Annotated in this window: 22 protein-coding genes, 2 tRNA genes and 1 riboswitch; of the genes, 12 read left to right on the forward strand and 12 right to left on the reverse strand. The window is 63.3% G+C overall.

The annotated features are described in order from the left end of the window. Nucleotides 1-20 precede the first annotated feature (20 nt). The 3 genes from tig to ACR652_RS19330 all read left to right on the forward strand — a co-directional run bounded on the left by tig (nt 21) and on the right by ACR652_RS19330 (nt 4,353). The gene (gene tig / locus ACR652_RS19320; RefSeq protein ID WP_434508103.1) at nt 21-1,367 is read left to right on the forward strand and encodes a trigger factor; all 1,347 of its coding nucleotides are present in this window, start codon (nt 21-23) and stop codon (nt 1,365-1,367) included. Between the two features lie 249 nt (nt 1,368-1,616). Next, nucleotides 1,617-2,252: an ATP-dependent Clp endopeptidase proteolytic subunit ClpP gene (gene clpP / locus ACR652_RS19325; protein ID WP_434508104.1), complete on the forward strand. Its 636-nt coding sequence runs from the start codon at nt 1,617-1,619 to the stop codon at nt 2,250-2,252. 91 nt (nt 2,253-2,343) lie between these two features. Further along, complete coding sequence (locus ACR652_RS19330; protein ID WP_434508105.1) at nt 2,344-4,353, forward strand: acetyl-CoA carboxylase biotin carboxylase subunit; 2,010 nt, start codon at nt 2,344-2,346, stop codon at nt 4,351-4,353. Between the two features lie 91 nt (nt 4,354-4,444). Here the strand turns inward: ACR652_RS19330 and ACR652_RS19335 are convergent, their stop codons facing one another. Genes ACR652_RS19335 through ACR652_RS19345 form a run of 3 tightly spaced genes read right to left on the reverse strand, consistent with a single transcriptional unit; the run spans nt 4,445 to nt 8,855 of the window. Beyond that, the gene (locus ACR652_RS19335; protein WP_434508106.1) at nt 4,445-5,683 is read right to left on the reverse strand and encodes an HlyD family efflux transporter periplasmic adaptor subunit; all 1,239 of its coding nucleotides are present in this window, start codon (nt 5,681-5,683) and stop codon (nt 4,445-4,447) included. 2 nt (nt 5,684-5,685) lie between these two features. Further along, entirely contained in the window at nt 5,686-7,272 is a 1,587-nt protein-coding gene (locus ACR652_RS19340; RefSeq protein WP_434508107.1) for an efflux transporter outer membrane subunit, read from the reverse strand. Further along, nucleotides 7,272-8,855: an MFS transporter gene (locus ACR652_RS19345; protein ID WP_434508108.1), complete on the reverse strand. Its 1,584-nt coding sequence runs from the start codon at nt 8,853-8,855 to the stop codon at nt 7,272-7,274. Before ACR652_RS19345 ends, ACR652_RS19340 begins: the two co-directional genes overlap by 1 nt. Before the next feature lie 130 nt (nt 8,856-8,985). Between ACR652_RS19345 and nhaR the strand changes: the two genes are divergently transcribed. The 3 genes from nhaR (at nt 8,986) to ACR652_RS19360 (ending at nt 11,176) form a co-directional block, all read left to right on the forward strand. After that, entirely contained in the window at nt 8,986-9,888 is a 903-nt protein-coding gene (nhaR, locus tag ACR652_RS19350; protein WP_434508109.1) for a transcriptional activator NhaR, read from the forward strand. A 203-nt stretch (nt 9,889-10,091) separates the two neighbouring features. Next, entirely contained in the window at nt 10,092-10,973 is an 882-nt protein-coding gene (locus ACR652_RS19355) for a MerR family transcriptional regulator (RefSeq protein WP_434508110.1), read from the forward strand. 128 nt (nt 10,974-11,101) lie between these two features. Next, a tRNA-Gly gene (locus tag ACR652_RS19360) sits at nt 11,102-11,176 on the forward strand. Nucleotides 11,177-11,265: 89 nt separating this feature from the next. Here ACR652_RS19360 and ACR652_RS19365 read toward each other — a convergent pair. Both ACR652_RS19365 and purE read right to left on the reverse strand, forming a co-directional pair. Further along, nucleotides 11,266-12,339, reverse strand: coding sequence for a 5-(carboxyamino)imidazole ribonucleotide synthase (locus ACR652_RS19365; protein ID WP_434508111.1), 1,074 nt, complete (start codon nt 12,337-12,339; stop codon nt 11,266-11,268). A 2-nt stretch (nt 12,340-12,341) separates the two neighbouring features. Continuing rightward, entirely contained in the window at nt 12,342-12,806 is a 465-nt protein-coding gene (gene purE / locus ACR652_RS19370) for a 5-(carboxyamino)imidazole ribonucleotide mutase (RefSeq protein ID WP_434508124.1), read from the reverse strand. A 238-nt stretch (nt 12,807-13,044) separates the two neighbouring features. Between purE and ACR652_RS19375 the strand changes: the two genes are divergently transcribed. Next, nucleotides 13,045-14,661: a hypothetical protein gene (locus tag ACR652_RS19375; protein WP_434508112.1), complete on the forward strand. Its 1,617-nt coding sequence runs from the start codon at nt 13,045-13,047 to the stop codon at nt 14,659-14,661. Between the two features lie 50 nt (nt 14,662-14,711). Here ACR652_RS19375 and ACR652_RS19380 read toward each other — a convergent pair whose 3' ends face one another. Together ACR652_RS19380 and crcB are read right to left on the reverse strand one after the other, a co-directional pair. Next, the gene (locus ACR652_RS19380; RefSeq protein WP_434508113.1) at nt 14,712-17,069 is read right to left on the reverse strand and encodes a TonB-dependent receptor; all 2,358 of its coding nucleotides are present in this window, start codon (nt 17,067-17,069) and stop codon (nt 14,712-14,714) included. A gap of 105 nt (nt 17,070-17,174) precedes the next feature. After that, nucleotides 17,175-17,367, reverse strand: a riboswitch (cobalamin riboswitch). A gap of 70 nt (nt 17,368-17,437) precedes the next feature. Continuing rightward, on the reverse strand, nt 17,438-17,869 hold the full coding sequence (gene crcB, locus ACR652_RS19385) for a fluoride efflux transporter CrcB (protein WP_434508114.1): 432 nt from the start codon (nt 17,867-17,869) through the stop codon (nt 17,438-17,440). 134 nt (nt 17,870-18,003) lie between these two features. Between crcB and ACR652_RS19390 the strand changes: the two genes are divergently transcribed. Further along, nucleotides 18,004-19,218: a cation:proton antiporter gene (locus tag ACR652_RS19390; RefSeq protein WP_434508115.1), complete on the forward strand. Its 1,215-nt coding sequence runs from the start codon at nt 18,004-18,006 to the stop codon at nt 19,216-19,218. On the opposite strand, the gene ACR652_RS19395 is transcribed toward ACR652_RS19390, so the two are convergent. From ACR652_RS19395 to ACR652_RS19410, 4 genes are all read right to left on the reverse strand, one after another. Next, a complete protein-coding gene (locus tag ACR652_RS19395; protein WP_434508116.1) occupies nt 19,212-19,433 on the reverse strand; it encodes a hypothetical protein in 222 nt (73 codons plus the stop codon). The two genes, ACR652_RS19390 and ACR652_RS19395, sit on opposite strands and share 7 nt — an antisense overlap. A 137-nt stretch (nt 19,434-19,570) precedes the next feature. Further along, nucleotides 19,571-19,789 (reverse strand): YdcH family protein, encoded by a 219-nt coding sequence (locus tag ACR652_RS19400; RefSeq protein ID WP_434508117.1) that lies wholly within the window; start codon nt 19,787-19,789, stop codon nt 19,571-19,573. Between the two features lie 88 nt (nt 19,790-19,877). After that, a complete protein-coding gene (locus tag ACR652_RS19405) occupies nt 19,878-21,305 on the reverse strand; it encodes a protein adenylyltransferase SelO (protein WP_434508118.1) in 1,428 nt (475 codons plus the stop codon). 141 nt (nt 21,306-21,446) lie between these two features. After that, nucleotides 21,447-21,626: a YdcH family protein gene (locus ACR652_RS19410; RefSeq protein WP_434508119.1), complete on the reverse strand. Its 180-nt coding sequence runs from the start codon at nt 21,624-21,626 to the stop codon at nt 21,447-21,449. A gap of 292 nt (nt 21,627-21,918) precedes the next feature. Here ACR652_RS19410 and ACR652_RS19415 point away from each other — a divergent pair. Continuing rightward, a tRNA-Val gene (locus ACR652_RS19415) sits at nt 21,919-21,993 on the forward strand. 366 nt (nt 21,994-22,359) lie between these two features. On the opposite strand, the gene ACR652_RS19420 is transcribed toward ACR652_RS19415, so the two are convergent. Beyond that, on the reverse strand, nt 22,360-23,961 hold the full coding sequence (locus ACR652_RS19420; protein ID WP_434508120.1) for an arylsulfotransferase family protein: 1,602 nt from the start codon (nt 23,959-23,961) through the stop codon (nt 22,360-22,362). A 417-nt stretch (nt 23,962-24,378) separates the two neighbouring features. Between ACR652_RS19420 and ACR652_RS19425 the strand changes: the two genes are divergently transcribed. The 3 genes from ACR652_RS19425 to ACR652_RS19435 all read left to right on the forward strand — a co-directional run. Then, nucleotides 24,379-24,546, forward strand: a complete 168-nt coding sequence (locus ACR652_RS19425; RefSeq protein WP_434508121.1) for a hypothetical protein — start codon at nt 24,379-24,381, stop codon at nt 24,544-24,546. Nucleotides 24,547-24,681: 135 nt separating this feature from the next. After that, nucleotides 24,682-24,948, forward strand: coding sequence for a hypothetical protein (locus ACR652_RS19430; RefSeq protein ID WP_434508122.1), 267 nt, complete (start codon nt 24,682-24,684; stop codon nt 24,946-24,948). A gap of 1,281 nt (nt 24,949-26,229) precedes the next feature. Further along, on the forward strand, nt 26,230-26,505 hold a 276-nt coding region (locus ACR652_RS19435; RefSeq protein WP_434508123.1), incomplete at its 3' end, for a hypothetical protein.

A 26,505-nucleotide genomic window follows, 5' to 3' on the forward strand; every position in this document is an offset into this window, starting at 1 on the left:
AGTTGTAGAAGGCGATCGACATGCAAGTTACCCAGACCTCATCGGAGGGCTTGAAGCAGGAATTCAAGGTCGTGCTGCCGGCCGGCGACCTCGCCGCCAAGCTCGCGGCCCAGCTCGCCGAGGTGCAGGCCAAGGCCCAGATCAAGGGCTTCCGCCCCGGCAAGGCGCCGATCGGCCACCTCAAGAAGCTCTACGGCAAGAGCATCATGAGCGACGTGCTTCAGGAAGCGGTGAACGAGGCCAACCGCAAGATCGTCGAGGACCATCAGTTCCGAATCGCCGTCGAGCCGAAGCTCGATTTCCCCGGCGGACAGGACGAGGTCGAGCGCGCCCTCGCGGCGGAGGGCGACTTCGCCTTCACCGTCACCTTCGAGACCCTGCCGAAGTTCGAGGTCGGGTCGCTCGACGACATCGCGCTCGAGCGTCCGGTGGCCGAGGTCGCTGACGACGACATCACCACCGCTCTCAAGAACCTCGCCGATCGCGTCCAGGAATTCGAGCCGCGCGCCGAGGGCGCCAAGGCCGAGACGGGCGACAAGCTGACCATCGACTTCACCGGCAAGCTCGACGGCGTTCCCTTCGAAGGCGGCACGGGCGGCGACATCGACATCGTGCTGGGCTCGGGCACCTTCATCCCGGGCTTCGAGGACCAGCTCGCGGGCGCCGGCGCCGGCGAAGAGCGGGTTGTCAAGGTGAAGTTCCCCGAGGATTATTCGGCCACGCATCTCGCGGGCAAGGACGCGGAATTCGACGTGACCGTGAAGGCCGTCGCCGCGCCGAAGGCGATCGAGATCGGCGAGGAGCTCGCCAAGAAATACGGCTTCGAGACCTTCGACGCCATGAAGGAGGCCGTGAAGGGCAATCTCGAAGCGGACTTCCACAAGGTTTCGCGCGACAAGCTGAAGCGCGCGCTGCTCGACGCGCTCGACAGCCGCTACTCCTTCGACCTGCCGCAATCGCTCGTCGACCAGGAGTTCAACAACATCTGGGCGCAGCACGAGGCGGAGAGCCAGCGCGCCGGCCAGCCGGTCGCCGAGGAGGGCAAGACCGAGGAGGAGACCCGCGCCGAGTTCCGCAAGATCGCGGAGCGTCGCGTGCGCCTTGGCCTCGTTCTTGCTGAGATCGGCCAGGAGGCCGGCGTGAAGGTCGAGGACAAGGACCTGACCGAGGCGCTCGTCGAGCGCGCCCGCATGTTCCCGGGCCAGGAAAAGCAGGTTTGGGATTTCTACCGCAACAATGAGCAGGCGCTCGCCCAGTTGCGCGCGCCGATCTACGAAGAGCGCGTCGTCGATCATATTTCCAAGCTGATCAAGATCACGGACAAGACCGTGACCAAGGACGAGCTCTTCAAGGAAGACGAAGAGTAAGAGGCTGCGAGGGGGTGGGGCGGCGCGCCGCCCGCCCCGGCCCTTTTCCCGCAGGCGGGAGGAGGGGGCCGCGCCCCCGTTTCCCTCGTCCCGCGAGGGCGCCAGGGTCGGCGAGCGGACGGGTTGGAAGCCTAAGCTTCGTTTGCGTCCCGCCGCGCTCCGGCATATGAGGGGACGAGGATTTTCGGCCGGAGGGCGGCGGCGGCCCCGGTCGGCAAGGCCACACAATGGCCCCAGGAAGGCGATGCGATGCGTGATCCGATCGAGGTCTACAACCAGTATCTCATTCCCCAGGTGATCGAAAACACCTCGCGCGGCGAGCGCGGGTTCGACATCTACTCGCGCCTCTTGCGTGAGCGGATCATCTTCCTCACCGGGCCGGTCGAAGACCACATGGCCTCGGTGATCATCGCGCAGCTTCTCTTCCTCGAATCGGAAAATCCGAAGAAGGAAATCTCGCTCTACATCAACTCGCCCGGCGGCGTGGTGACGTCGGGCCTCGCCATCTACGACACGATGCAGTTCATCAAGCCAAAGGTCTCGACGCTTTGCGTCGGCCAGGCGGCGTCGATGGGGTCGCTTTTGCTCTGCGCCGGCGAGGCGGGTCTGCGTTTCGCGCTGCCCAACGCCCGCGTCATGCTGCATCAGCCATCCGGCGGCTTCCAGGGCCAGGCGTCCGACATTCAGCGCCATGCGGAAGACATTCTGAAGGTCAAGAAGCGGCTGAACGACATCTATGTCCGCCACACGGGCAAGGATTACGAGACGATCGAGCGCACGCTCGACCGCGACCACTTCATGTCGGCCGACGAGGCCAAGGCCTTCGGCATCGTCGACGTCGTGCAGGAGAAGCGCTCCGACGACGAGACGGACGCCAAGAGCTGATACGCAATTAGGGAGAAGGCGCGGAAGGGCTCCCGGGAGAGGAGCCGCCGCGCCGGGGCGCTCGGGGATTCAAAGGGCAATCGGGGCACGCATGTTTCGCAAGATTTTGATCGCCAACCGTGGTGAAATCGCCTGCCGCATCATCAAGACCGCGAAGAAGATGGGCATCGCCACGGTCGCCGTCTATTCGGACGCCGACGCTGACGCGCTGCATGTCGAAATGGCCGACGAGGCGATCCATCTCGGCCCTCCGCCCGCGGCGCAGTCCTATCTCCTGATCGACAAGATCGTCGCCGCCTGCAAGGAGACGGGCGCCGAGGCGGTGCATCCGGGCTACGGCTTTCTCTCCGAGCGCGCGGCCTTCGCCAATGCGCTGAAGGCGGCGGGGATCGTCTTCATCGGCCCCAATCCGCGCGCCATCGAGGCGATGGGCGACAAGATCGAGTCGAAGAAATTCGCCTCGGCCGCGAAGGTCAATGTCGTGCCGGGCTATCTCGGCGTGATCGAATCGCCCGAAGAGGCGGTGAAGATCGCGAAGGACATCGGCTATCCGGTGATGCTGAAGGCGTCCGCCGGCGGCGGCGGCAAGGGCATGCGCGTCGCCTTCAACGACGCCGAGGTCGTCGAGGGCTTCACCCGCGCGCGGTCCGAGGCGGCGTCCTCCTTCGGCGACGACCGCGTCTTCGTCGAGAAGTTCATCGTCAATCCGCGCCACATCGAAATTCAGGTGCTCGGCGACAAGCACGGCAATGTCATTCACCTCAACGAGCGTGAATGTTCGATCCAGCGCCGCAACCAGAAGGTCATCGAGGAAGCCCCGTCGCCGCTGCTCGACGCGGCGACCCGCGCCGAAATGGGCGCCCAGGCGGTCGCGCTGGCCAAGGCGGTGGATTACGACTCCGCCGGCACGGTGGAATTCGTCGCCGGTCAGGACAAGAGCTTCTACTTCCTCGAAATGAACACCCGCCTGCAGGTGGAGCATCCGGTCACGGAGCTCATCACCGGCATCGACCTCGTCGAGCAGATGATCCGCGTCGCGGCCGGCGAGCCGCTCCAGCTCAAGCAGGAAAACGTCAAGATCAACGGCTGGGCGGTGGAGAGCCGCATCTACGCCGAGGACCCGACCCGCAACTTCCTGCCCTCCATCGGCCGTCTGGTGAAATACCGCCCGCCGGAGGAGAAGAAGGACGGCGGCGTGACCGTGCGCAACGACACGGGCGTGACCGAGGGCCGCGAGATCTCGATTCACTACGATCCGATGATCGCCAAGCTCGTCACCCATGCGCCCGACCGCCTGCGCGCCATCGTGGCGCAGGCCGACGCGCTCGACCGTTTCGTGATCGACGGCATTCGCCACAACATTCCCTTCCTCTCGTCGCTGATGCAGAGCGCCCGCTGGCGGTCTGGCAATCTGTCGACCGGCTTCATCGCCGAGGAATATCCGGAAGGCTTCTCCGCCCCGGCGCCGACGGGCGACATCGCCTGGACGCTCGCGGCCGTGGCGACGCTGATGGATCACATCGGCAACGCCCGCAAGCGCCAGATCAGCGGCCAGCTCATGAGCGGCCGGCCGGTCGAGTTCACCCGCGACCGCGTCTGCATGCTCGGCGACGCGCGTTACGACGTGAATATCGAGGAGCAGGGCGGAGCGCTGGTGGTGCGCTTCGCGGAGGGCGACAATCGCGCCCATCGCGTGTCCTCCCAGTGGCGTCCGGGTCAGGAGCTCTTCGTCGGCGACGTCGACGGCCGCACGGTCTATGTGCAGGCCCGGCCGATCCTCAACGGCTATGAGCTGTCGCATCAGGGCGTCAGCATTCCGGCCCGGGTCTACACCCAGCGCGAGGCGGAGCTCGTCGCGCTCATGCCGAAGAAGAAGGACGCCGGCGCCTCCAAGCATCTGCTGTGCCCGATGCCGGGCCTGGTGAAGACCGTGGATGTGGTCGAAGGTCAGGACGTGAAGGCCGGCGAGGCGCTGTGCATGGTCGAGGCGATGAAGATGGAGAACGTGCTGCGCGCCGAGCGCGACGTGACCATCAAGAAGATCCTCGCCAAGCCGGGCGACAGCCTCGCGGTCGACGCGGTGATCATGGAATTCGCGTAAGCGACACAGGAGTAAATGAAGACGCGGCCTTCGGGGCCGCGTTTTTTTTTGCCTTGGCGACGGGGGCGGCGCGCGCTGCGTCGCCCGGCCTTTACGGTTGCGTCGCGGCCGCGCAGGCGCCGTCCGCCGCGTCGGCGCCGGCCACCAGATTCTCCTTCACGATCTTGTCCGCGCGCGTCTTCGCATCGGCGAGATCGCGGTCGAAAACCTCCGTTGAATATTCGCCGGTGGAGGTCTTCACGATCGAGTCGTTCATCGGCTTCGCCTCGGCGCTCACATTGATGGAGGTGACCGTCGAAAGGCCCGGCCGCAGCGGGGTCTTCTTCAGCTCCTCCGGATCGATGGCGATGCGCACCGGGACGCGCTGCACGATGCGGATGAAATTGCCGGTGGCGTTGTCCGGCGGCAGGGTCGCGAAGACGCTGCCCGAGCCGGGCACGAGGCCCTCGACGGTTCCATGGAAGAGCGCGCTCGATCCGTAGAGATCGACCTTGATGATCGCCGGCTGGCCGGGGCGAATCCGCTCCATGCGATTCTCCCACAGATTGGCTTCCACCCAAAGGTGATCGAGCGGCACGATATTCATGATCTGGTCGCCCGGACGCACGCGCTGACCCACCTGCACGCGGCGCTTGGCGACATAGCCCGCCGCCGGCGCGCGGATGCTCTGGCGCAGAAATTCGATATAGGCGTCGTTGAAACGGGCCTTGGCGAATTCGATGTCGGGATGCGTCGTCGGCGTCACGCCGCCGACGCGCGATTCGACCGCCTGATACTCCGCGCGCGCCTCGCGCAGATCGGCCTCATGGGCGGCGAGCGTGTCTTCGGTGTTTTGCAGAAGCTGACGCGAGGCGGCGCCGCTCGTCGCGGCCTGTTTGTAGCGCGCCAGATCGTGGCGCGTGCGCTCGCGAACGGCGGCGCGCGCGGCGAGCTTCTGGCAGACCTGACGGCGATTGGCGAAGAGCGCGCCGACATTGCGCACGGCGCGCGCGAGCTCCGCCTCCGCCTGTCCCAGCGCCGCGCGGGCGCGCTGCGCGTCGAGCTGGATCAGCACGTCGCCCTTGTTGACGAGCTGGGTTTCCTCGACGAGGACGCGCGCCACGACGCCGGTCGCGTCGGCCTGCACGGGAATGATGTTGCCGGTGACGAAGGCGTTGTCCGTCGTCACCCAATCGCGGTCATAGGTGACCCAGCGAAAGCCTGCCGCCAGCACGCCGACCGCGACGCCCACCGCCAGCGCCTTGAGCAGGAAGGCGCGGCGGGCGCGGATGCTCTTTCGGGACAGCGGCGGAACCGCGATTCGCGGCGCGTCTGTATTGTCAGAAGACAAGGTCAGCCTCCTCCGAGCGACTGCACGGCTTCGACGACGGGCGTGAGCGGATCGGTCTCCGGCGCCGGCTTTGGCTCATAGGCATGCGGTCCCGCGTCATAGCCGCCGCCGAGCGCCTGAAAAAGATCCACCGACGCCACCAGCCGGTCGCCCTCGATGCCGCGCTGGATGAAGACGGCGTCCAGCATGTCGGCGTATTCCTGCACATATTCACGCTTGTCGCGCAGGCCGTCCCGCAGGCGAATACGGGCGAGTTCGAGCTCCGTGCGCCGCGCCTTGATGAAGCGGGCCTGCGACTCGTATTCGGTCCTTGCGCGTTTGAGCGTCGCCAGCGCGTCGGCGACCTGCTGGGCGGCGGTGAGCAGCGTCTCGTTATAGGTGTCGACCGCCTGATCGTAATCGGCGCGCTGCGATTCCAGATTGCCCGTCAGCTTGCCGCCCTGAAAGATCGGCAGGTGCAGACCCGGCGTCACGCTGTAGACCATGGCGCCGGGGTTGAAGAGATAGCCGCCCAGTTTCGCGAATTGGGTGGATGTGACGGAGGCTTCCAGGCCCGCTGACACCGAAAGGTCGACGGAGGGCAGAAACAGCGCCTTGGCCGCGTGAATGCGCTCGGCCCAGGCCTCCGCCCGCCGCAGCGCCGCCATGAGATCGGGCCGATGGGCCAGCAGTTCGATCGGCAGGGTCTTCGGCAGCGTCGGCTGAGCGGGCGCGACGGTCTGTCTGGCGGCGAAGAGGCCCCGGGCGGCGTCCGGTCCTTCGCCCATGAGCCGGGCGAGGGCGTTTTCCTGAATCTCGATCGCGGCGACGAGCGCCGCCTCCCGGCGCACGGCGGCTTCCTCATTGGCGCGTGCAATCTGCACCACGTCGAGAATTTCGATGCCGGTATTGTAGCGCGTCTCGGCGAGCTGGCGCAGTTCGCGGCGCATGCCGGTCAGCTCCTTCGCGAGCTTGAGCTGTTCGGCGAGAATAAAGCCGCGCAGGAAGGCGCGCGCGACGCTGGTCGTCAGCAACAGGCGCGTCTGCTCGAATTCGCCTTCCTGCGCGAGCGCGTCGCCGATGGCGGCGTCGAGCAGGGCGCGGTTCTTGCCCCAGAAGTCCAGCTCCCATTTGGCCGAGATCGGGTTGAGGAAGGCCGCGGATTTTTCCTTGCCGCCCTGCAACGGGTTGAGCCCCGCCGCGACGCCGTGCTCGGCGTAGCGATACTGCTTGTAGGACAAGTCGGCCTCGACATAGGGCGTGAGCCGCGAACTCGCGATGTCGACGGCGGCTTCCGCGTCTCGCAACGTATCGGCGGCCTTGCGCAGGTTCTGGTTGTCCTGCAGCGCCTTGTCCATGATCCCGTCAAGCTCGGCGCTGCGGAAGGCCCGCCACCATTGCGGGCTCGGCCAGCCCTTTTCGCTGCTGACGCTCCTCACGTTCCCGGCGGCGATCGTGCGGTCCATCGCCGGCGGCCCCATGAATTCGGCGCGCTGCTCCTGCGCGGCCGGCGCGCAGCCCGCGAGCGCCAGCATCAGCGGCGCCGCGCCCATCAGCCGCTTGGATCCCGGCCGGGGGCCGGGAAGCCGGGTTTTCATGCGATCGGGCATCAGTGGTCCGCCGTCACCACTTTGCCGTCCGTCTTGATCGCAGTCGCGACATGGGATGTCGGGTCCTTTTTCAGCCGGGCGAACCAGACGAGGACGCCGAGCAGGAACATGATGCAGGCGCCGAGCAGAAAGGCGTCGTTGAGGGCGAGAATCCCCGCCTGTTGCCGGATCATCCGCGCGATGTGGCGCCTGGCCGCCGACTCGGACATGCCAAGGTCCTGCAACTGTTGTGTCAGGACCGGGAGCGTGTCCAGCGAGGTGAAGCGCCGCCCGCCAAGATAATCAGACAAATTGAGCTGATGCCATGGCGTGCGCCGAAAATAAACCACGCTTTGAAACGCAATGCCAATGGCGCCACCGACGAGGCGAAACAGCAGGAATTCCTCGGCCGCGCGCTTGTAACGCGCGCCGGTAAGTCCGTAGGTCGCCAGCGTCGAGGCGGGCGCCGACAACGCCGCCACGCAGAGCCCCAGACAAACGACCGGGATCATGAGGGCGGCGTATGACGCGTGTTTGTCGAACATCCCCAGCCAGGTCAGCACCGCCGCCGCGCTCATGGCCATCAGGCTGATCACCAGCCGGACGTCGATCTTCTTGGACAGCTCGTACATCACGCCCGCGAGCGGCAGGCCCGCGACGATCATCACAAGATACATGCGGCCCGCGAGCGAGGACGAATATCCGAGCAGGAGCTGCATCTGCACGGAGAACAGCGACATCAGCCCCTGAATGGTGAGGAAGCCGAAAAAGCCGACGGCGACCCCGATGGCGTAGGACGAGCGCGCGAAGAGCTTCACGTCGATGAGCGGATTCCGCTCCCCCAGCTCCCAGATGACGAAGACCGGGACAGCCAGAATGACGACCAGCAGCGCGCCGCTCAGAAGGGCTGAGTCGAACCAGTCGAAATCGTTTCCGAGGCTGAACATCATCTGGACCGCGATCAGAATGACGGTGAGCAGCGCGAAACCAACGGCGTCGAATCGCACGATCTTGCGCTTGTGCGCGCGCCCATGCAGGAGCGCGGCGACAGTCGCCGAAATCAGAAAGCCCAAGGTGGCGTTGGCGTAAAAGAGCCACCGCCAGGAAAAATATTCGGCCCAGAAGCCGCCCAGGAACACGGCGAGCGTATAGGGCAGGATGCCCAGCGCCGCCCAGTAGCCGAGTCCGAGCTTGTAATATTTTTGCGGGAGCTCGCCGAGCGCGGCCGACTGGCTCACGACGGCGAGCAATCCGCCGAAAACGCCGAACAGGCACCGCATCGGCGCATAGATGAACACCGAGGGGCTGGAGACGCAGATGAGGGACGCGACCGCGTAACCGAGATAGCCCAGCGTCAGCAGGCGATATTCGCCGTAGCGGCCGGAGAGAAAGCGCGCGAGCGGCACGCCCAGCGCGACGCCGATCAGATAGAATGTCGTTCCCCACGCCCCGAAGCTCGGCGTGACGCCGTCCAGCGAGCCGGCGAGATAGGGCGTCATGATGCTATGGCCGGACACATTCGACAGCACGTCGACATAACCCACGCCAAGCGCGGCGAGCAGCAGCATCAGCCGCCCACCGCTCAATCTGTCGAATGTGCTCATCAACGCATTGTCCCATATGGGCGGAGAGACTGGCGGGGCTCCACCCGGCCAGCCAAATCTAGGGGGTTCAAAACCTATTGGAAATAAGGATATATCTATTTACGCTATCGGCATTCTCTATGGATTCAGGATGGATCGGCTCAACTATCAGCATCTCTTCTACTTCTGGAACGTCGCGCGCGAGGGCAGCGTGACGCGGGCCAGCGAGAAACTGCGCCTCGCGCAGCCGACGATCAGTGGCCAGCTCGCCGTGTTCGAGGATGCGATCGGCGCCCAGCTTTTGCGCAAGGAAGGCCGAAAGCTTGCTCTCACAGAAAAAGGACGCACGGTTTACAATTACGCGGATGAAATATTTGCGCTCGGACGCGAACTCACCAACACGCTGAAGGGACAGGCCGGCGCATTTGGCGCGCGATTGAGCGTCGGGATCGCCGACGCGCTGCCCAAACTCCTTGTCTATCGTCTGATCGAACCCGCGCTGCAGTGTCAGGAGCAGGCGCAGGTCATCTGTCACGAGGACAAGGTCGAACGCCTGCTTGCGGAATTGTCGCTGCATGGCGTCGATCTCGTGCTCGCCGACGCGCCCGCGACAACCTCGCCGGGCGGGCGCGTTTATAATCATCTGCTGGGAGAATGCGGCGTCGCCGTCTTTGGCGCGCCGGCGCTTGCCGACCTGTATTCCGAGAATTTTCCACAGTCTCTCGATGGCGCGCCGCTGCTGTTCCCGACGCCGACGACGGCGCTGCGCCGCTCCCTCGACCTGTGGTTCGAGGCCCGACGCATCTGCCCCGCGCTTCGCGCGGAGATCGAGGACAGCGCCCTGATGAAGACATTCGCGGCGGCCGGCGTCGGACTCTTCGTCGCGCCTGTCGCAGTGCGGGACGAAATCGAAAAACGATATGACGTGAAGCAGATCGGCGAATTGCAGGGGATCACGGAGAGGTTCTACGCGATCACGGTCCGTCGAAAACTGGACCATCCGGCGGTGACCGCCATTCTGGCGCATGCAAAGGATTTGCTCGGCGCGCCTTGAGCGGACTGCGACGGCTTCCCTCGCTCCGCGTGCAATGGCGAGGGCAAACTCGCCTTATGGTTGTAATTATGATTATGCGCAACCAATGAGGCGTGCTACCATGTGCAGAGGTTGCGCGCGAGACGGATCAGGTCAGCGCGGCAAAACGCGACGGGATTAGTGCTGCGTCAGAGTCCCTGGAAAGCCTTCGACGGGGGATACCCATGTATTCCATCACATCGCTCTGCCGCCTGACCGGCTTGAACGCCTCCACGCTGAGATCGTGGGAGCGTCGCTATGGCGTTCCGGTCGCCAGCCGTACGGACAATGGCCGACGTCTTTATTCACGCTCGGAGGTCGAGCGCCTGTCCATCCTCGCCGGTCTGGTGAAAGCCGGGCACATGATCGGCGACCTTGTCGAGAAATCGAAGGAAGATCTCGCGCAGATGGCCGGCGGCGATCGCCCGCGCTCACGGGATGGCGTGTCGGTTTACCGCGAACGACTCGCCGCCGCCGTCGCGGCCAGGGACTATCACGCCGTGCGCCGCGAACTGGTGGAGGCCATTACGCTTCTGCCGGCGATAGAGGCTGTCGACGACGTGATCGCTCCGTTCGTCCGGGAAATCGGCGCCGCCTGGCTTGCCGGCACGCTCAGCGTTTATGAAGAACATATCGTGACGGCGCTGACGCGGCAGGTTCTGTTTGTCGCAGGGGCCAACACATCATGGCCGCGGGCGCGTCCGACGATCGCCTTCACATCGCCCTCCGACGAAATACACGAGATCGGCATTCTGCTCGCCTGGTTTCTGGCCGGTTCGGCTGGCCTGAACGCCATCTATCTGGGGCCGCTGCTCCCCGCTGGCGAGATCCTTGGGGCCGCTTTAGCGGTGAAGGCTGACATCGTCGCGGTCTCGACGGTCAATCGCCTGGCCGATGACGACGTGGCCGCAAATCTCGTGGCGCTCGCAGATCATCTCGCGCCACAGACGGGCCTTTGGGTCGGAGCCCCGGAAGACCATCCCATCCACAGCGTCATCGGCAATGACAACCTTCGCACATTCGATAATTTCCGCAGCTACTGGTCCTCGCTGACGCTGTTGGGCTAGGGGCGCTTTCCGCCAGTGAGGGCGCCAGTTTGCGTGGACAGCCCCCCGTTGGGTGTTGCATTGGGAGGCCGACTCATGCTTCAAGCCTCGGGCGGACGTTGACGCTCAGTCGCTTCGTCGCAAAGGATGCGGGTGTAGCTCAGGGGTAGAGCACAACCTTGCCAAGGTTGGGGTCGAGGGTTCGAATCCCTTCGCCCGCTCCAAAATGGCTCCCTCGCCGCTCCAGAACAGTTGACGCGCCGCTTGGCGGAGCCTTTGTCGAGCCTCCGCTTACAAGCTGGGACGCCTCTCGTTAGTCCAGGATGCGGGTGACATGCCCCATTTTGCGGCCGGGGCGCGATTCCGTCTTGCCATAGAGGTGCAGGCAGGCGCCGTCGTCGGCGAGGATCCCGGCCCATGTGTCGGCGTCGGCGCCGATGAGATTGCGCATCACCACCTGACGGCCATGTCGGCGCGTGGAGCCGAGCGGCATGCCCGCGACCGCGCGCATGTGCTGCTCGAATTGCGAGGTCACGGCGCCGTCGAGCGTCCAGTGGCCGGAATTGTGCACGCGCGGCGCAATCTCATTGACGACGAGACGCTCGCCCTGCGCGTCGGCGACGACGAACATCTCCACGGCGAGGACGCCCACGTAATCGGCGTCCTGCGCGATGGCGCGGGCCATGTCGATTGCTTGCCGCGCCGTCGCCTCGCTGATCGCGGCCGGCGCCGTCGTCGTTGCGAGAATGTGATGCTCATGAACGTTTTCGCAGACGTCATAGGCGCGAAACGACCCGTCGACGCCACGCGCCGCCACGACGGACACTTCCTTCACGAAAGGCACGAAGCCTTCGAGAATGCAGGGCGCGCCGCCGAGCGTGGCGAAGGCTTGCGCGAGATCGACGCCTTCGCGAATGTGAGTCTGGCCCTTGCCGTCATAGCCGAAGCGGCGCGTCTTGAGGATCGAGGGCCGGCCGAGCGCCGCCACGGCGCGCGCGAGGCTCCCGGCGTCGCTCACATCCGCGAAATCGGCGGTGGGAATCCCGAGGCCGCGGACGAACTGCTTCTCGATCAGGCGATCCTGCGTGAGCGCCAGAATTTTCGGATTGGGCCGGACCGGGCAATGCGCTTCGAGCACTTCGGCCGTGCGCGCGGGCACGTTCTCGAATTCATAGGTGACGACGTCCACCGCGTCGGCGAACGCCGCCAGCGCCGCCTCGTCGAGAAAATCGGCCCTGGTCCGCGCCGAGCAGACATCGAAGGCCGGATCGTCCGCGACGGGCGAGAATACATGCGATTTCAGCCCGAGCCGCGCGCCGGCCAACGCCAGCATGCGCGCGAGCTGGCCGCCGCCGAGAATGCCGATGGTCGCGCCGGGAGAAAGCATGGTTACGCCTCGTCGCGCGGCGCCTCGGCCACGCTGTCTGTCTGTTTCTTGCGGAAAGCGGCAAGCCGCGCCGCCAGGCCCTTGTCCGAGCGGGCGAGGATCGCCGCGGCGAGAATGCCGGCGTTGATCGCGCCCGCCTTGCCGATGGCGAGCGTTCCGACCGGCACTCCGCCCGGCATCTGCACGATGGAGAGCAGCGAATCCATGCCCTTGAGCGCGGCGGATTCGATCGGCACGCCGAGGACGGGCAGATTGGTCATGGAGGCCGCCATGCCCGGCAGATGCGCCGCGCCCCCCCCGCCCGCGATGATCACGTCGAAACCCGCCGCCTCCGCGCCCCGGGCGAAGTCGAACAGCCGTTCCGGGGTGCGATGGGCCGAGACGATCCGCGTGTCGCAGGCGACGTCGAGCGCCGCGAGGGTCTCGACGGCGTGACGCATGGTCGCCCAGTCGGACTGCGACCCCATGATGACCGCGACAGGGACTTTCGGCTTCGCCACTTGCTATCCATCGGCTCGAGCGTGGGAAGCCTCGCCCCATAGACGATGGGGGGGCGGGACGCAAGGTCAGCGTGAAGGGCGGGCGCGGGGGCCGAACCGAAGATGGCTGTGGAAAAGCGCCGCTTCTGCTTCCTCTCGGCCTGGCTTGGATTAATATCAACGTGTTCAGCCATTTCTTTCCTGATTGAAAATAAAGAGCTTGAATATGTCGCAAGGTCTTTTGCCGCCACAGCCGGCGGCCCCCGCCCAGCCGTTTTTTGGGGTTGTGCTGAAGGGGGCAAAGGCGCTCTCATGGATCGTCGCCCATCTGGCGGTTTTCTCGACCGTCGCCGTCGCCGCGATCGCCGCCTGGAATATTTATTCGGCGCCGTTGCGGATCAAGGACCTCCAGATTCTGGGTCCGTTGCAGGACAGCGACGTCATCAACGGGGAAACGCTGGCCTACAATATCCGCGACCATGTCTTCCATGTCTTCGAGAATGCGAAGGTCGATCAGAAGATCATGCATCTGGAAGTGGGCGACCCGCAGCCCATCAAGGTGGATTTGCCGAACCAGAAGTTCACTGTCGGGCAGGTTTCCGACTTCATCAGCAGCCTGTTTCATATCGACTTGCCAGTCATCACCGGCACATTGGCGCTCTCCAACATCCGTGGCGCCGAGGGGGGCGCTGGCCAGCAGTATCGCCTGATCCTGAGAAAGAACGGGAGAACGTCGTTGCTGTTCGATGGCGTCGGCGCCATCCCGGAATTGATCGAAAAAGCCTCCATCGCGATCATCGAAGAGATGGATCCCGTCGTCGCGGCCAATTATGTGCGAAAGCTGGGCCCGAGCATGCGCCTCGACGCGATCTACAAGGCGCAGGCGGCCGTGCGCGCAACCACCCGGAAAGAGTCGGGCTTCTGGGGGGAGCCGGCGGGCGGGCGCCAGGCTTGGCTCGTGCTCGGCTACGCGCTCGGCGACGAGGGCCAGTTCGAGGACAGCGACGCCGCGTTCCGGCAGGCGATGGATCACGGGGACGAAAGAGAGCAAGCCCGAGCCTACGACGGACAGGCTTATGTGCGCATACAGGCCGCGCGGACATCCACCGGGGCCGCCCGCAAGCAGAGGCTTTTCGGCGACGCGTGGGGGTTTCTGGAGCAGGCGTTGCGCGCGGAGCCCGGTTACGACTCCGCTCTGTTCCATATGGGGGAGATTGAAGCGGCGCGCGCGATGGACGCCGTGACGGAAGCAGGTTGCGACGAGCGCCCGTTTTCGGCGGCGAGCGCCTCCTTCGCGAAGGTCACGACGAAAAAAGCGGACTTTGCCATCGCCTATTATGAAGAAGGCGTGCTTTGGCTCAATTTCCTGAACTATCTTCAAAACAATCATTCACACGCAAACTGCGCGACCGGTCTGACAGCGAAGATCGACGCGGCGATCAGCCGGACGGACGAGTCCTTCAGGAGGGCGCTGAGGTATCAGATCGACTTTGCCCCCGTCTGGTTGCAATGGGGCCTCCTGACCTATCAGCGGGGCCAGATGACCAGCGACCCGCACGCAAAGGGCGCCCTCCTGGATCAGGCGATCGGGAGATTTTCCAGGTCCTTGTCGCTGGGGTCGTCTGATCCTTTCGTGGTCAGACGGCTGAGCGACGCAATCTTTGAACTGGAAAGCGCCGAAGAGCATTCCGGGGAAGCGGGCGACGCGACGTACCGCGCGAGGGGAATCGAGATTTTCTGTAAACTCTTCCCTTCGCTCGCCTGGCCCAACCCTGAGGAACGGGCGTTCCTCGAGAGCCGTCGCCAGCATTGGTGCGGTGAGCGCGCGGCGCGCTCCAAGTGAATCTCGGCGACGCGCGCTCTTCGATCGAAGTCGTCGTGATGTTTGCGCGCTTAAAACTCCGGCAACGGCCCACCCAGCGTCACGCGCAGGGCCGGCGGCTCCACGGGCTTGAAATGCCGGTCCATCACCCCGACCGCGCAGACCGCCGCGGGCGCGACGCCGCCGGCGCATTGGGCGTAGAGCGGGTCCGTGGGCAGGAGCGATCCATAGCCATAGGTGATCTGGTTGGAGCGTGAGTTGAAGATGTTGAAGGCGTCGAGCTGAAGCCGCCAGCCATCCTCCCAGCGGTAGCCGAGTCGCGCATTCATCGTGCCCGTCGCCGGCCCGGTGAGGTAGCCGTCCTCGGTCAGGGGCGCCCGGCCGAAGTAGCGATATTTCAGACTCCCGAACCAGCCCGTCGCCTCGCCCAGCTCCAGCCCCGCCATCGCCACGACGGCCGGGGCGTTGATCAGATAATTGCCGGGCGCAGTGCCGAAATAGGCTCCATAGGGCAGGGCCTCGGGCGTCAGCAGCTCCAGCCAGGAGAGGAACTGCGGCTGATCGAACCCGCGATAGCGGACATGCACGAGCGACACGTCGCCGTCGAATGTGATCCAGGACGCCGGGCGATAATGATTGGCGATCTCGATTCCATAGCGGCGGCTCGGGCGGCCGAAGACGGTCGTTCCCGCGTCGCCGACAAACTGGTTCTCGGACTCGAGATTGAGCCAGAACAGGCTGACGCTCGACTCCAGCCCGTCGATGATCCTGGTGCGCGCGCCGATTTCCGCGCCGCGCGATTTCACCAGCAGCGGAATGCTGGCGACGCGCAGCAACTGATCATCGTCGCCGAGCTCGGTCGTCGCATAGCGCAGCACCGTCCCGCGCGCGTCCGTCGAATGGAAGCCCTCGCCATAATTGGCGAAGAACTCCGTCTTGTGAAACGGCCCGGCGATGATCGAGGCCTTCGGGCTGACGATCGCGGCGCCTTTCACGCCCTGATTGAAAGGACCGGCCCAGACGAAAGCAGGGAGCCCATTGCTCGCCAGGACGATCGGCGCAGCGGAGAGCGGCTGGAGATTTTGAACCGCCGCGTTGTAATAATCGAAGCGCAGGCCGCCGATGGTGCGCAGCCACGGCGTCCAGCGGACGCTGGTGTCGGTCCACAGGCCGACGCTGCCCTCGCCAACCGCATTGTATCCGACCGTATCGTAAATCTGACGGCGGACGCTGTCCTGAAGTCCGAGACGAATGTCGTCATAGCGGCCCTGCACGCCGATGCGCGTTTCCACCGGCAGGTCGAAGGACTCCCAATGGGCGCCATGGCGCGCGTCAACGCCGACGATGCTGCGCGCGTCGAACTGGCGAAACTGATCGCCGAGATCGGGATGTGCGAGGAAGTAAGTGGAATTGGTGTAGAGATCGAGAGTCTGGCGCACCGCATAGGCTTCGACGCGGTCATATTGATTCCCCTCCTTCCGGCTCCAGCGGCCGGACAGTGAAAAGCGGGAGGTTGCGCCGCCGTCCGAAGGATCGAGCGTGCCCCACAGCGACAGCGCGCCGGAGGAAACGGCGCGCGCGGCGATCTGATCGGTCGCGTACCATTTGTTGGCGTAACTCATGAAGGTGACGGCGGCGCCGTCTTCCTCCGTGCCGCGCGACCAGCGCAGGACGCTGTTGATGCGGCGCAGATTGTCGCCGCGCCGCCATGGCCCGTTGTAATATTGCGTCTCGACCGCGCCATAGGCCGAGCCGCCGGCGACATCCCTGTAGGGCGCGACGGCCAGCGCGCGCGCATAGCCGAAACTGCCGCCCGTGAGCTGGAAGAAGCCTTTATCGATCTTGTCCCTGTATTGCAGATGGATCGAGCCCGCGGATGAAAAGTCTCCATCCGGCGCGTCATAGGGGCCCTTGTGGGCGAGCACATAGGCGAGCAATTCCGGGATGAGAAAATTGGAGTCGGCATAGCCCTGCGCATGGCCATGCGTGCGCATGTTGAGCGGCATGCCGTCGAGATAAAGCGCCAGATCGGTGCCGTGATCCAGATTGAAGCCGCGCAGAAAATACTGGTTCGCCTTTCCGTCGCCGCTGTGCTGCGTGACGACGAGGCCGGGCACGATTTCGAGCGCTTCCGACGCGCGCGAGAAGGGCAGGGCGTTGACCTCCTTGCCGGTGAAGAAGGCTTCGCTGGCGGCGGTCATCGGCGGCGGCCTGGGGGCGTTCGACGCCTGCTGCGCCGGCGCTGGCGCCGCGGCCGCCAAGGTTTCCGCCGCGCGCGGCTTCGCAGTCGCGGCCACACGGGCGGGGCCGCGACTGTGCGCGACGGGATGGGCCGCGATGGTGATGGTCGGCAGGGATTGTTGCGCCTGCGCGGCGGCGGAGAGGGAACAAGCGGAAACGAAAAGGAACAGACGGCGCGACGATAGCATGGCTGACCCGCAGCGAGCGTGGACCGTCACTGCGAATGGCCATCCTCCGCCGCTGACCGCGACGGAGTGAGAGCCGCCCCGGTGCACCCCGCCCGGCGCTTTCGCGCATGACCACGACTAACGGCAGGTCTCCTGGCTCGCGGGTTATCGCCTCGAACCGCCTTCCCGGGCTTGCGCCCAGTGGCTTGATGGTCCTGGCTCGCCGCTTACAGTTGCGGGGGCAGCCGCGGCTTTGGGCGCATCGCCCGCACCGCATTCCCTTTTGATCCCCGAAGGGAACCGTTGCCGCGAGAAGACATGTCCGGAGGCGGGTTTGTCAAGTTCTGGAATATGCAAGGCTTCCAAACTGGCGCCCTGACGCCGCCGTTTCACGCCTCTTCCTCGATCGGCAATTGCGCAATCTCCGTCGCGCCGTCATTGAAACGGGCGGCGACATAATGCCCGACCGCCACCGCGCCCACGCACAGCGTGACCGAAACGGCGACGTTGATCATCGCGCGCGCCAGCGCTCCATTGCGAAGGAAATCCAGCGTCTGCAGGCTGAAGGCCGAAAAGGTGGTGAAGCCGCCGCAAAGCCCGACCATGACGAAGAGCCGCATATTCTCCGAGACCGGAAAGCGGCCCTGCGACAGGGTCAGCGTTCCGAAGAATCCGATTGCGAAGGAGCCTGTCACATTGATGAGGATGGTTCCGAAAGGCAGGGTCTCGCTCATGGGCAGCGCCCAGAGCGACAGGAGATAGCGGGCGAGCGTGCCAATCGCGCCGCCGAGCATGACGAGCAGACAGGTGACGAGAGACATGCGCGCTCCTCGCATTGGCGGCGCGAGTGAAACCCGCGACATCACGGGCTGTTTCCGCGTCGATTTTCATCGTCCCGACGCCCCGCTCGCGCTAAGAGAAGGCTTCTTTCTCACCTCGAACAGATTTCCAGGCCATGGACGAGCAATTGACACAGGCGGTCGCCACGCTGGCGGTGGCGATGATCGTCGCAATCGGCGCGCGGCGGGTGAAGCTTCCCTATACTGTCGGTCTCGTCATCGTCGGCGCGACGCTGACTCTGACCAAGCCCGACTTCGGGCCGCATCTGACCCGCGATTTCATCTTCGACCTGATCCTGCCGCCGCTCCTCTTCGAGGCGGCGCTGTTTCTGTCCTGGCGCGAGCTGCTGCGGGATTCCCTGCCGCTGCTGACGCTCGCCGGGCTCGGCACGCTGATCTCGGCGGGCGCCGTCACCGCGGCCTGCGTGGCGCTGCTCGGCTGGCCCTTGCCTTCGGCGCTCGTCTTCGGCGCGCTGATCGCCGCCACCGATCCCGTTGCCATCATCGCCATGTTCAAGGACAATGACGTCAAGGGCCGGCTGCGCCTCCTCGTCGAGAGCGAGAGCCTGCTCAACGATGGCGCGGCGGCGGTGCTCTTCGTCATGGCGCTGGCCTGGGCCGAAGGACATGGGGCGGGGCAGGGCGCGGGCGAGATTGCGCTCACGCTGGGGCGCATCGTGTTCGGCGGCGTCGCCGTCGGCGCGCTGGTCGGCGGCGGCGCGATCGTCATCGCCATGGGCACGGCGGAGCATCTCGTCGAAGCCGCGTTGACCACGATCGCAGCCTTCGGGTCGTTTTTCGCGGCCGAGCATTACGAGGTGTCGGGCGTGCTCGCGACCGTCACAGCCGGGCTGATGATGGGCAATCTCGGGCTGCTGCGGGAGGACAACCGCAGCTATCTTTCCTTCAAGGGCCGCGAATTTGTCCACGGCTTCTGGGAGTTCGCGGCCTTTGTCGTCAATTCCATGGTGTTTCTGATGATCGGCGTGGACGTCGCCTCGACGCCGTTCCGCGAGTACGGCGCGCCGCTCCTTCTGTCGGTCATCGTCATCGTGCTCGCCGCCCGCGCGCTGACCGTCTATCCGCTGAGCGCGTTGTTCCTGCCGACGCGCTGGCGGATCAGCTTCGCCGAGCAGCATGTGCTGTGGTGGGGCGGCCTGCGCGGCGCGCTCGGCCTCGCCCTCGCCCTCTCGCTGCCGGAGGCGCTGCCCGGGCGCGACGTGATCGTCGTGTCGACCTTCGCGGTAGTCGCCTTCTCGATCGTCGTGCAGGGTTTGACCATGCCGCCCCTGCTGCGCGCTCTGGGCTTCATGCCCGGCGGGCGTCAGTGAGGGAAATTGTAAATCCGCCAGATCGCCAGCGAGACAGCCAGCGCCGCGACCACCGCCAGCGCCGCGATCACCGTGAGCAGCGCCGACGGCAGGATCGGCCGCGTCGGCGCCGCCGGCGCGTGGGTGAGGCCGGCGATCCGGCGCAGGCGAGTCCGATAGGCGTCGAACTCCGAGTCGAGGCGTTCGGGCGGTCCAGAAAATTCCAGGCGCGACATGGCTGCTTCTCCAAAATCAGACGAGCGGGCCCGCCGCGCTGTCTCATTTCGGGACACATGCGGCCGCTCGTGATTTCGGTTTCAAGACAGGCGCCAGCTCTGCCGCCGACGCGGATGTTCATCGCGCGGTGGTCGCGTCAGGCGATGATGTCCGGCGTGATCTGATCCTCGAGGAAGACGAGGCGGTCGCGCAGCGCCAGCTTGCGCTTCTTGAGGCGCTGGATTTGAAGCTGATCGGGCGCGCCGACCGCAATCAACGCGTCGATCGCCGCTTCGAGATCGCCGTGTTCGAGCCGCAGACGCTCCACCTCCATCCGGATAGCGGATTGATCGACCTCGCCGGGATTGTCATTCATCGCCGCAACCGCCCCGCCGCAAGGCTTTTTCAGATTCGATCCCGGGATTATCGCGCCGCACCCAAGAGCGGTTCAAGCAGAAAACGCTTCAGGCTGAGGCAAAACCATAGGCTTCGCGCATTTCGGCTATGTCTCCGATTTTTCGCCACAGCGCCGACCAGTCATCGGATTCGGCGATGGGCGCCCATATGGCCTCCACCTCCTCGATCAGCATGCCGCAGGGAGCGCTTCGCCTGAAATAGGCATGGTCAAGCCCTGCGTCGGCGGCCGGCTCGTGCTCGGCGAGGGCCGCGCGCAGGGCGGAAAACTCCGGAGTCTCATAGAAGGCGGCCGAGGGGCTGGCCTTCGCCCGTTCCGCGCTCGCGAGCCCGCCCCGCCAGTCGAAATAGGTCTGCTCGAAGGGCGCGCGGGTCGCCATGAGGAAATCAGTGAACGCCCGCGCGAGGCGGGCGTCGGCGTCTTCGCCAGCCGGCGCGAGCCCCAGGCGCCGCAGGAGGGATGCGCGAAATTCCTTCTGAATCGCGCTGGCGAAGCCATCCAGAGTTTTCTGCGCGGCGTCGAGGCCGGTGAGGTGCAGGAGACATTCAGCGAGTCGCGCCAGATTCCAGTGCAGGGCGCTGGGCTGGCGGCCGAAGGAATAGAGCCCGCCCTCGTCGAAATAGGCGGCGGTGAACAAAGGATCGTAGCTCGGCGCGAAGCGCCAGGGGCCGTAATCGAAGCTCTCGCCGGTGACGTTGATATTGTCCGAATTCAGCACGCCATGCACGAAACCCGCCGCCATGTAGCCGGCGCCGAGCCGGGCGACCCGGGCGGCGACCTCCTCCAGAAACGCACGCGCCCTGGCGGGCGCAGGGAGCGTGGCGAGCGCGGGAAAATAATGGGCGCAGACGTAGTCCAGCAGCCGGTCGATCGCGGCCTTGTCGTCGTGAAAGGCGAGGCGCTGAAAGGTGCCGATGCGAATGTGGGAATGCGAGAGGCGCACCAGCACGCTGGAGCGGGTGGGCGAGGGCTCGTCGCCCCGTATCAGCGCCTCGCCGGTTTCAATGAGGCTGAAGGTCTTGGAGGTGTCGACGCCGAGCGCCTCGAGCATCTCCGTCGCCAGGATTTCGCGCACACCGCCCTTGAGCGTGAGACGCCCGTCTCCACGCCGCGACCACGGCGTCTGGCCGCTGCCCTTGGTGCCGAGGTCGAGCAAACGGCCATCCCGCGAGTCGCGCAGTTGGGCGAACAGAAAGCCGCGTCCGTCTCCAAGTTCTGCATTGTAAACGCGGAACTGATGGCCGTGGTAGCGCAGCGCCAGCGGTTGCGGGAGGCTGCCGGGCAGGGGCTCGAAGCGGCCGAAATGGGCGATCCACTCGGGGTCGCTCAGCCCGTCGAGCCCGACGCGGGCGGCCCAGCGTTGATTGCGGTAGCGCAGGATCGTTTCGGGAAAACGGGCGGCTTCGACCCGATCGAAAAACGGGTCTCCGAGGCTCTCATGGAGGATCTCGGGGCGGTAGCTGTCAGTGATTGGCATTGGAATTCGTCTCGAAGTGAGTCGCCTGTCGGAGCAAGCATCAGGCCAAAAAAATAAGGCGGAGAGCCTTCTCCGCCTACTTCGAGACGCCAGCTTTGTCGCCGGCAGCGCCGGAGAATCGTCCGGCGGGGAAAAAACGCTTCAGTGTCGCGTTTCGCTAATCTTCAGCTTGGCCAGCTCGTCCTTGATTTGCAGCTTCTTGCGTTTGAGTTCGAGTAGCTTCGCCTCGTCGGCGTTCGGATGGAGCTGCTCTTTGGCGATTTCCTTCTCGAGCGCCTCGTGGCGGCGTTGGAGTTCGACGATATGGCCCTGTAAGGACATGCGAAACCTCCTTTGTAACTCTCCCCTCTGCGAGGAGCGCACGGTCAAGCATGCCACATCCGGCGCGGCCTGCAAGGCGTTAAATGACGCATGGATGACAAATCTTTTGCTGCGCCGCGACGCAGCGTCAAGAATTCGTCAAGCTTTGCAGGGCCTGCGCCGCAAAAACGCGGGGGCGGGGGAGGGGGGCCGGGCGAATGAATTTTTCGTCACAAGGCGCTTGCGCGCCGGCGCGTCCCCAACTATACACACGCCACCCGAACCGCCGCCACGGCGGAACCCCGGTGCAAGGGGGCGCGTAGCTCAGCGGGAGAGCACTACGTTGACATCGTAGGGGTCACAGGTTCAATCCCTGTCGCGCCCACCATTCAAATCAAATGCTTATGAAAACGCTTGGCGGAACTGTTTCCTCTCGGGGAAGCACGGGCGAAGCTCGCGTCGAAAGATCGAATCCTGGAAAAAATAGGATACGACATATGGCAGCGACGCGCCTATGCGCCCCATCCCGCTCGCCCTGTCTTGCGACCAATCTGACCGAACATCCTCCGGGCGCGAGCCACAGGCTGAGCAGCGCATAAAAAAACGCACCGGAATGTATTTGCGGTGCGTTTCTTTAGTCCGTTTCAGCCAGGCGTGGCCAGGCGGCCTTCAATCGATCCGCGGAGTGTTTGCCGCTGCGACAATCGACCATGAGTTCGTCGCTAGCCTTTGTCCTCGGCAAACAGCCGTAACGTCACTCTCGGTGCACGATGGTTGATGTTCCAATTACCCTGCCAGACGCGTCCAAGGCCTTCACCTGATAATAGGCGTCGGCGTTCGAAACCGATATGGAGGTCTCGAACCCGTCTTTCGGAGCTGTTCTTGTCAAAGCTAGGAGATAGGGGAACTTACCACTAAACACCTGCCATGTCCTTGTCTCCGTCGAGCCATTCCATGAGGCGTAAACCGTGGTTTGTCCGCCATTGGACTTAACGGCGACGCTTGGAGGATAAAAGGGAGTTCCGATCCAGGCCTGGCGAAATGCCCGATAGGAATAGTTATTCCCAGGCATTTGTCCGGTGTAGATTGTATTCAGAGCAGGATTGGCTGCGTTATTTCCGGCTGCAGTGTACTCACTGAAGTAGGACGACTGTCCCCATCCGACGAATATATTACCATTCTCCAGGCTTTGCGTGCTGCCCTGAGAAGCGATGTTCAGATTGGGGTTGTGGTAGAATTCCCTCTGCAGACCGGCTGTCATGCGGGACATGTTCAACTTCAGGAACAAGCCGTGGGAGGGAGGAGTGCCAGGCGGTACCTCTCCAGAAGTCTCGCAACAAGCGTCATCAAACATACTGACCAAGTTATTGGCGTGAAATCTTGCGTCATGCTGCCAGGAAAAATTCGCGCTATTTTCTATTGTGAAGTTGCTCTGCTTTCCACCAAGCTGCCAGACAAACTTTCCTGTTTTTCTACTGATCCGGTAAATGGTCGATGTGTTGCGTCCCGATACCAGAAGATCGCTGTTATCCGTGAGGCCGACCGAATTCAAGTGGTAAGCGTCCCATACGTTACCGCTCGATGTCGCACTTGACGCTGGCTCGTAGGAATTCGCTAGGGGAATATGGTCCAGGGCGCTCCAAAAGAACACGAGAGAATTAGTCCACAAATCGATTTCTTGGACAGAAAAATCCTGAACATAACCATTCGCAGGTCCTCCAAACGAGGAAAGATTCATCGGCACTGCGCGGGTCGCTAGCAATAATGCAGTATTTTCAGGAGTCAGCAAGAACTCGTGAACATCGGACGTATAACCGCGTTGAGCGGTAATTGTTGATATTACGCGATAGGAATTATCGAGAATGTAATAACAGGATAACGGTTCAGACGAGCCGGCAGGAACGTTGGTATACGCCGGCGGTGTTGCCAGGGTTCCTTGCCAAAACGTGAGAACCGGCTTGCCGCTTAATCGTTGCACCCTAAAGTCAGTGTTCATTAAATTCGGACTGCTTAGCGGACGGAACCATACGGGGTTAGCGTCATTATCCAAAATTAGCGATCCCGGCTGTCCGTAAGTGGCATCGTCTGAGAACGCGTAAGGCGCAAGCAATATCCGACCTGGAGAAACCATAGATCCGAAAGAGCTTGTACTAACCCGCATCGGATGCAAATCGGGCGCACTCACGAAGCTCCACACCTGCGGGGAATTCAGAATTGGGTCCGGAGTCACAAACTGAGTATTGGATGGATACGGTTTTGTCCCACATGGTTGCTGCTCGGATGCAGTTGCTCCCTTAGAGCAAAAGGCAGCAGCAATTATTGCGAGTAAGACTTTTGTCACGGATTTAGTTGTCATTTGCACCCCCAAGGAAAGCTATACATTTAAATTGAAGGCAGACAGTTGGCCCCCCCCGACAAGAAGCTTCATCTAGGAAGCTTCATCGAGTTTGGCTTTTCTGACAAGGCCGAGCCAAGGAGTATTCCTGCCGGTCGATCTATAACGCGCCTAAGTTTCAGCCTCATCAAACAGAGGCCGTGCGCGAGTTGCCTTTGGGAACAGGGGGCCGGCTTCGATTGCAAGCGCAATCCAGCTTTTTAGTTGCCTCCTTTTCCAGAAGCGTGGGCATCACATTACTCACTGCCAACTGTTCTTGCTGGACAGCTGAGAAATTCGTGTTAGCTTTTTGCCGCGTCATTCTGACGCGGGCCTCCCTTCATCGCAATGCGGCGGGCAACTGCGAGGCGAAGCTCATCTCAAAAAGAGGTGACAGACATGGCCAACAAAGAACTCGAACTTACCTCCACGACCTACCTCATGGCTGCCGTCGGCGCAGTGATTATGGGCGGCCTCGCCGCTATGGCGCTGGGCGGAGTTGCGAATACGATTGCGGCTGCCGCTGTTGGTGGACTCGCAGGCGGCTGCTTGGGTCTGTTCTTCTGACCTTGTCACCTTTGTAGGTAACTATCACGAAGCTAGTGGCGCTTTTCCAGCGCCATTATCCCTAGCGGGCTGCGCCCCGGCTTCCCGTTCTCGCCCACTCCTGCCAGCCGCGGCGCAGCTTTTGGAGGGCTCATTATGACGCACATCGATCCGGACAAAATGAAGTCCGACTCCTCAAAAAAGGAGGCGGACAAATACGGCGGCGTGGTCGAGTTCGACATGGCCTTGACGCCGAGCGTGATCATTTGTGGTATAGCCGGTGCAATTCTCGGCGCAATTCTTGCGATGTGGGGAACCACAGAAATCCCAATCATCCTCGCCACAGTCATTGTTTTCGCCGTACTCTCCGGAATTTTCGGTTTCTTCGTTCCTTGGTACAAGCCGAAAAATGAGAAGAAATAACAATTCTGGCCATGTGATCCACGGCCGAAGCTTTTCGCGCGCCCCATTGTCAGCCGGTAGCGCCGCGCTACCTTCGCTTTCGGGTAACCTATCCTTGGGATTCCTTAATTCAGCCCGGTGGTCCAACCGGGCTTTCTTTTACCCGTAGCTATCCAATGCACAAACAGATGCTTACGAGGGCGATTGCGGTAACGCTGATGGGGGCCGTGATTGTCGTTATTGTGTTTTTAGTCGTCTGGGTTTTTGTCAATCACCTAGGGTAGCTTTCACTCGGCGCAGGGAGTATAAGCCACAGCCCTTTCCGACCATCGGGCAGTAGTAAGCTAGAATGATCTGCGCCCTCGCCGAGAGGATGGCTCGGGACTGCCGCCTAGCTGTGGTCTCTGAGGAGGTTGTTCACCCGAGCTGAAGGCTTGAGAGTGGTCGTTGCCACACGATGCACTCGGGACTTCTTCGGATGAACAACTTCCTCAGAGACCACATCTAGTTCGGATGCCGGCGCGCTCGCTGGCGCTGCGATTGGCGGCATGGCGATCGGCGCAATGGTCGGGGCTGTCGCGGGCCAGCCTGCTTACGGCTACGGCTATGCTCCCGCCTATCCTTTCGGCCTACGGCTATGCGCAGGTTTACGGATACGATTACGACGACTGATTAAGGCATGGGAACCGGCTGTGCCGCCGCTCCGTCAACAGCAAGGTGCAGCAGGGAAGAAGGCCGTCGGCACGTCTGGCGGCCTTCCGCTTTGGACGCCCGTGAGCTAACGCCTGAAGGCGGTGTAACTGATTTAGCCTTTGTCTGAACGGCCATTTGACCCGGACCGATTAGGGTAACAACAGCCACCACCTACTTCACCCATCCTCCAAGGGTAGCGCGACGCCTATGTGTGCGAAGCCAGCGGCGACATGAGCCGGGCAGTTCTCGCCGCCTGCATCGACATGGCCGCTCTTAAGGCGTCCGTCGAGGACGTAGAGGCGCTGGCGATACCGCATGGCGCAAGCCTCGAGGAGATGATGGTCGCGCGCCCGGTCGTTCCGGGCACGAGCCAACGGGCCCGCCTGTCGATGGCTATGACATCGCCCCAACCAAAAGCCACGGTCGAAAACACCGCACTATTTCTCGGATCGCGGAGGCAGCCCTCTCGTGTTCGCGGGCTCATGGATGGCACAACCCTAAGACGCAGAAAATTGCTTACCAATAATTTGCCTACGTTATTCTCTCAATGTTTACGGTCAATGTACGTCTCATCGGCGCGTCTTCAGGCCCGCGCAATGGAGCGACTTGGTGCCAGCTATTATACGTCTTGATAAAGCAGATACACTGGTTCGGCACGAAAGGATAACGATCCACGAGGTCGACTTCGTCGAAACGGAGATATTGATTCACTTCATTAAAAATTTTCGACCGATCCTTCGGAAGACTGTCAATGGCACCCGAAATTTCCCCACTTTTGGCGAACGAAAATTCCCCAGTCTGGCGGGTCGGGCGATCAGCCTGCGAGGTGATCAGCGCCTCCGTTTTTGGGCGGCCGTCCGCGGCGTTTCAGGGTCGCCGGGACAG

The organism is Methylocystis sp., from assembly GCF_051061225.1.
Taxonomy (GTDB): domain Bacteria; phylum Pseudomonadota; class Alphaproteobacteria; order Rhizobiales; family Beijerinckiaceae; genus Methylocystis.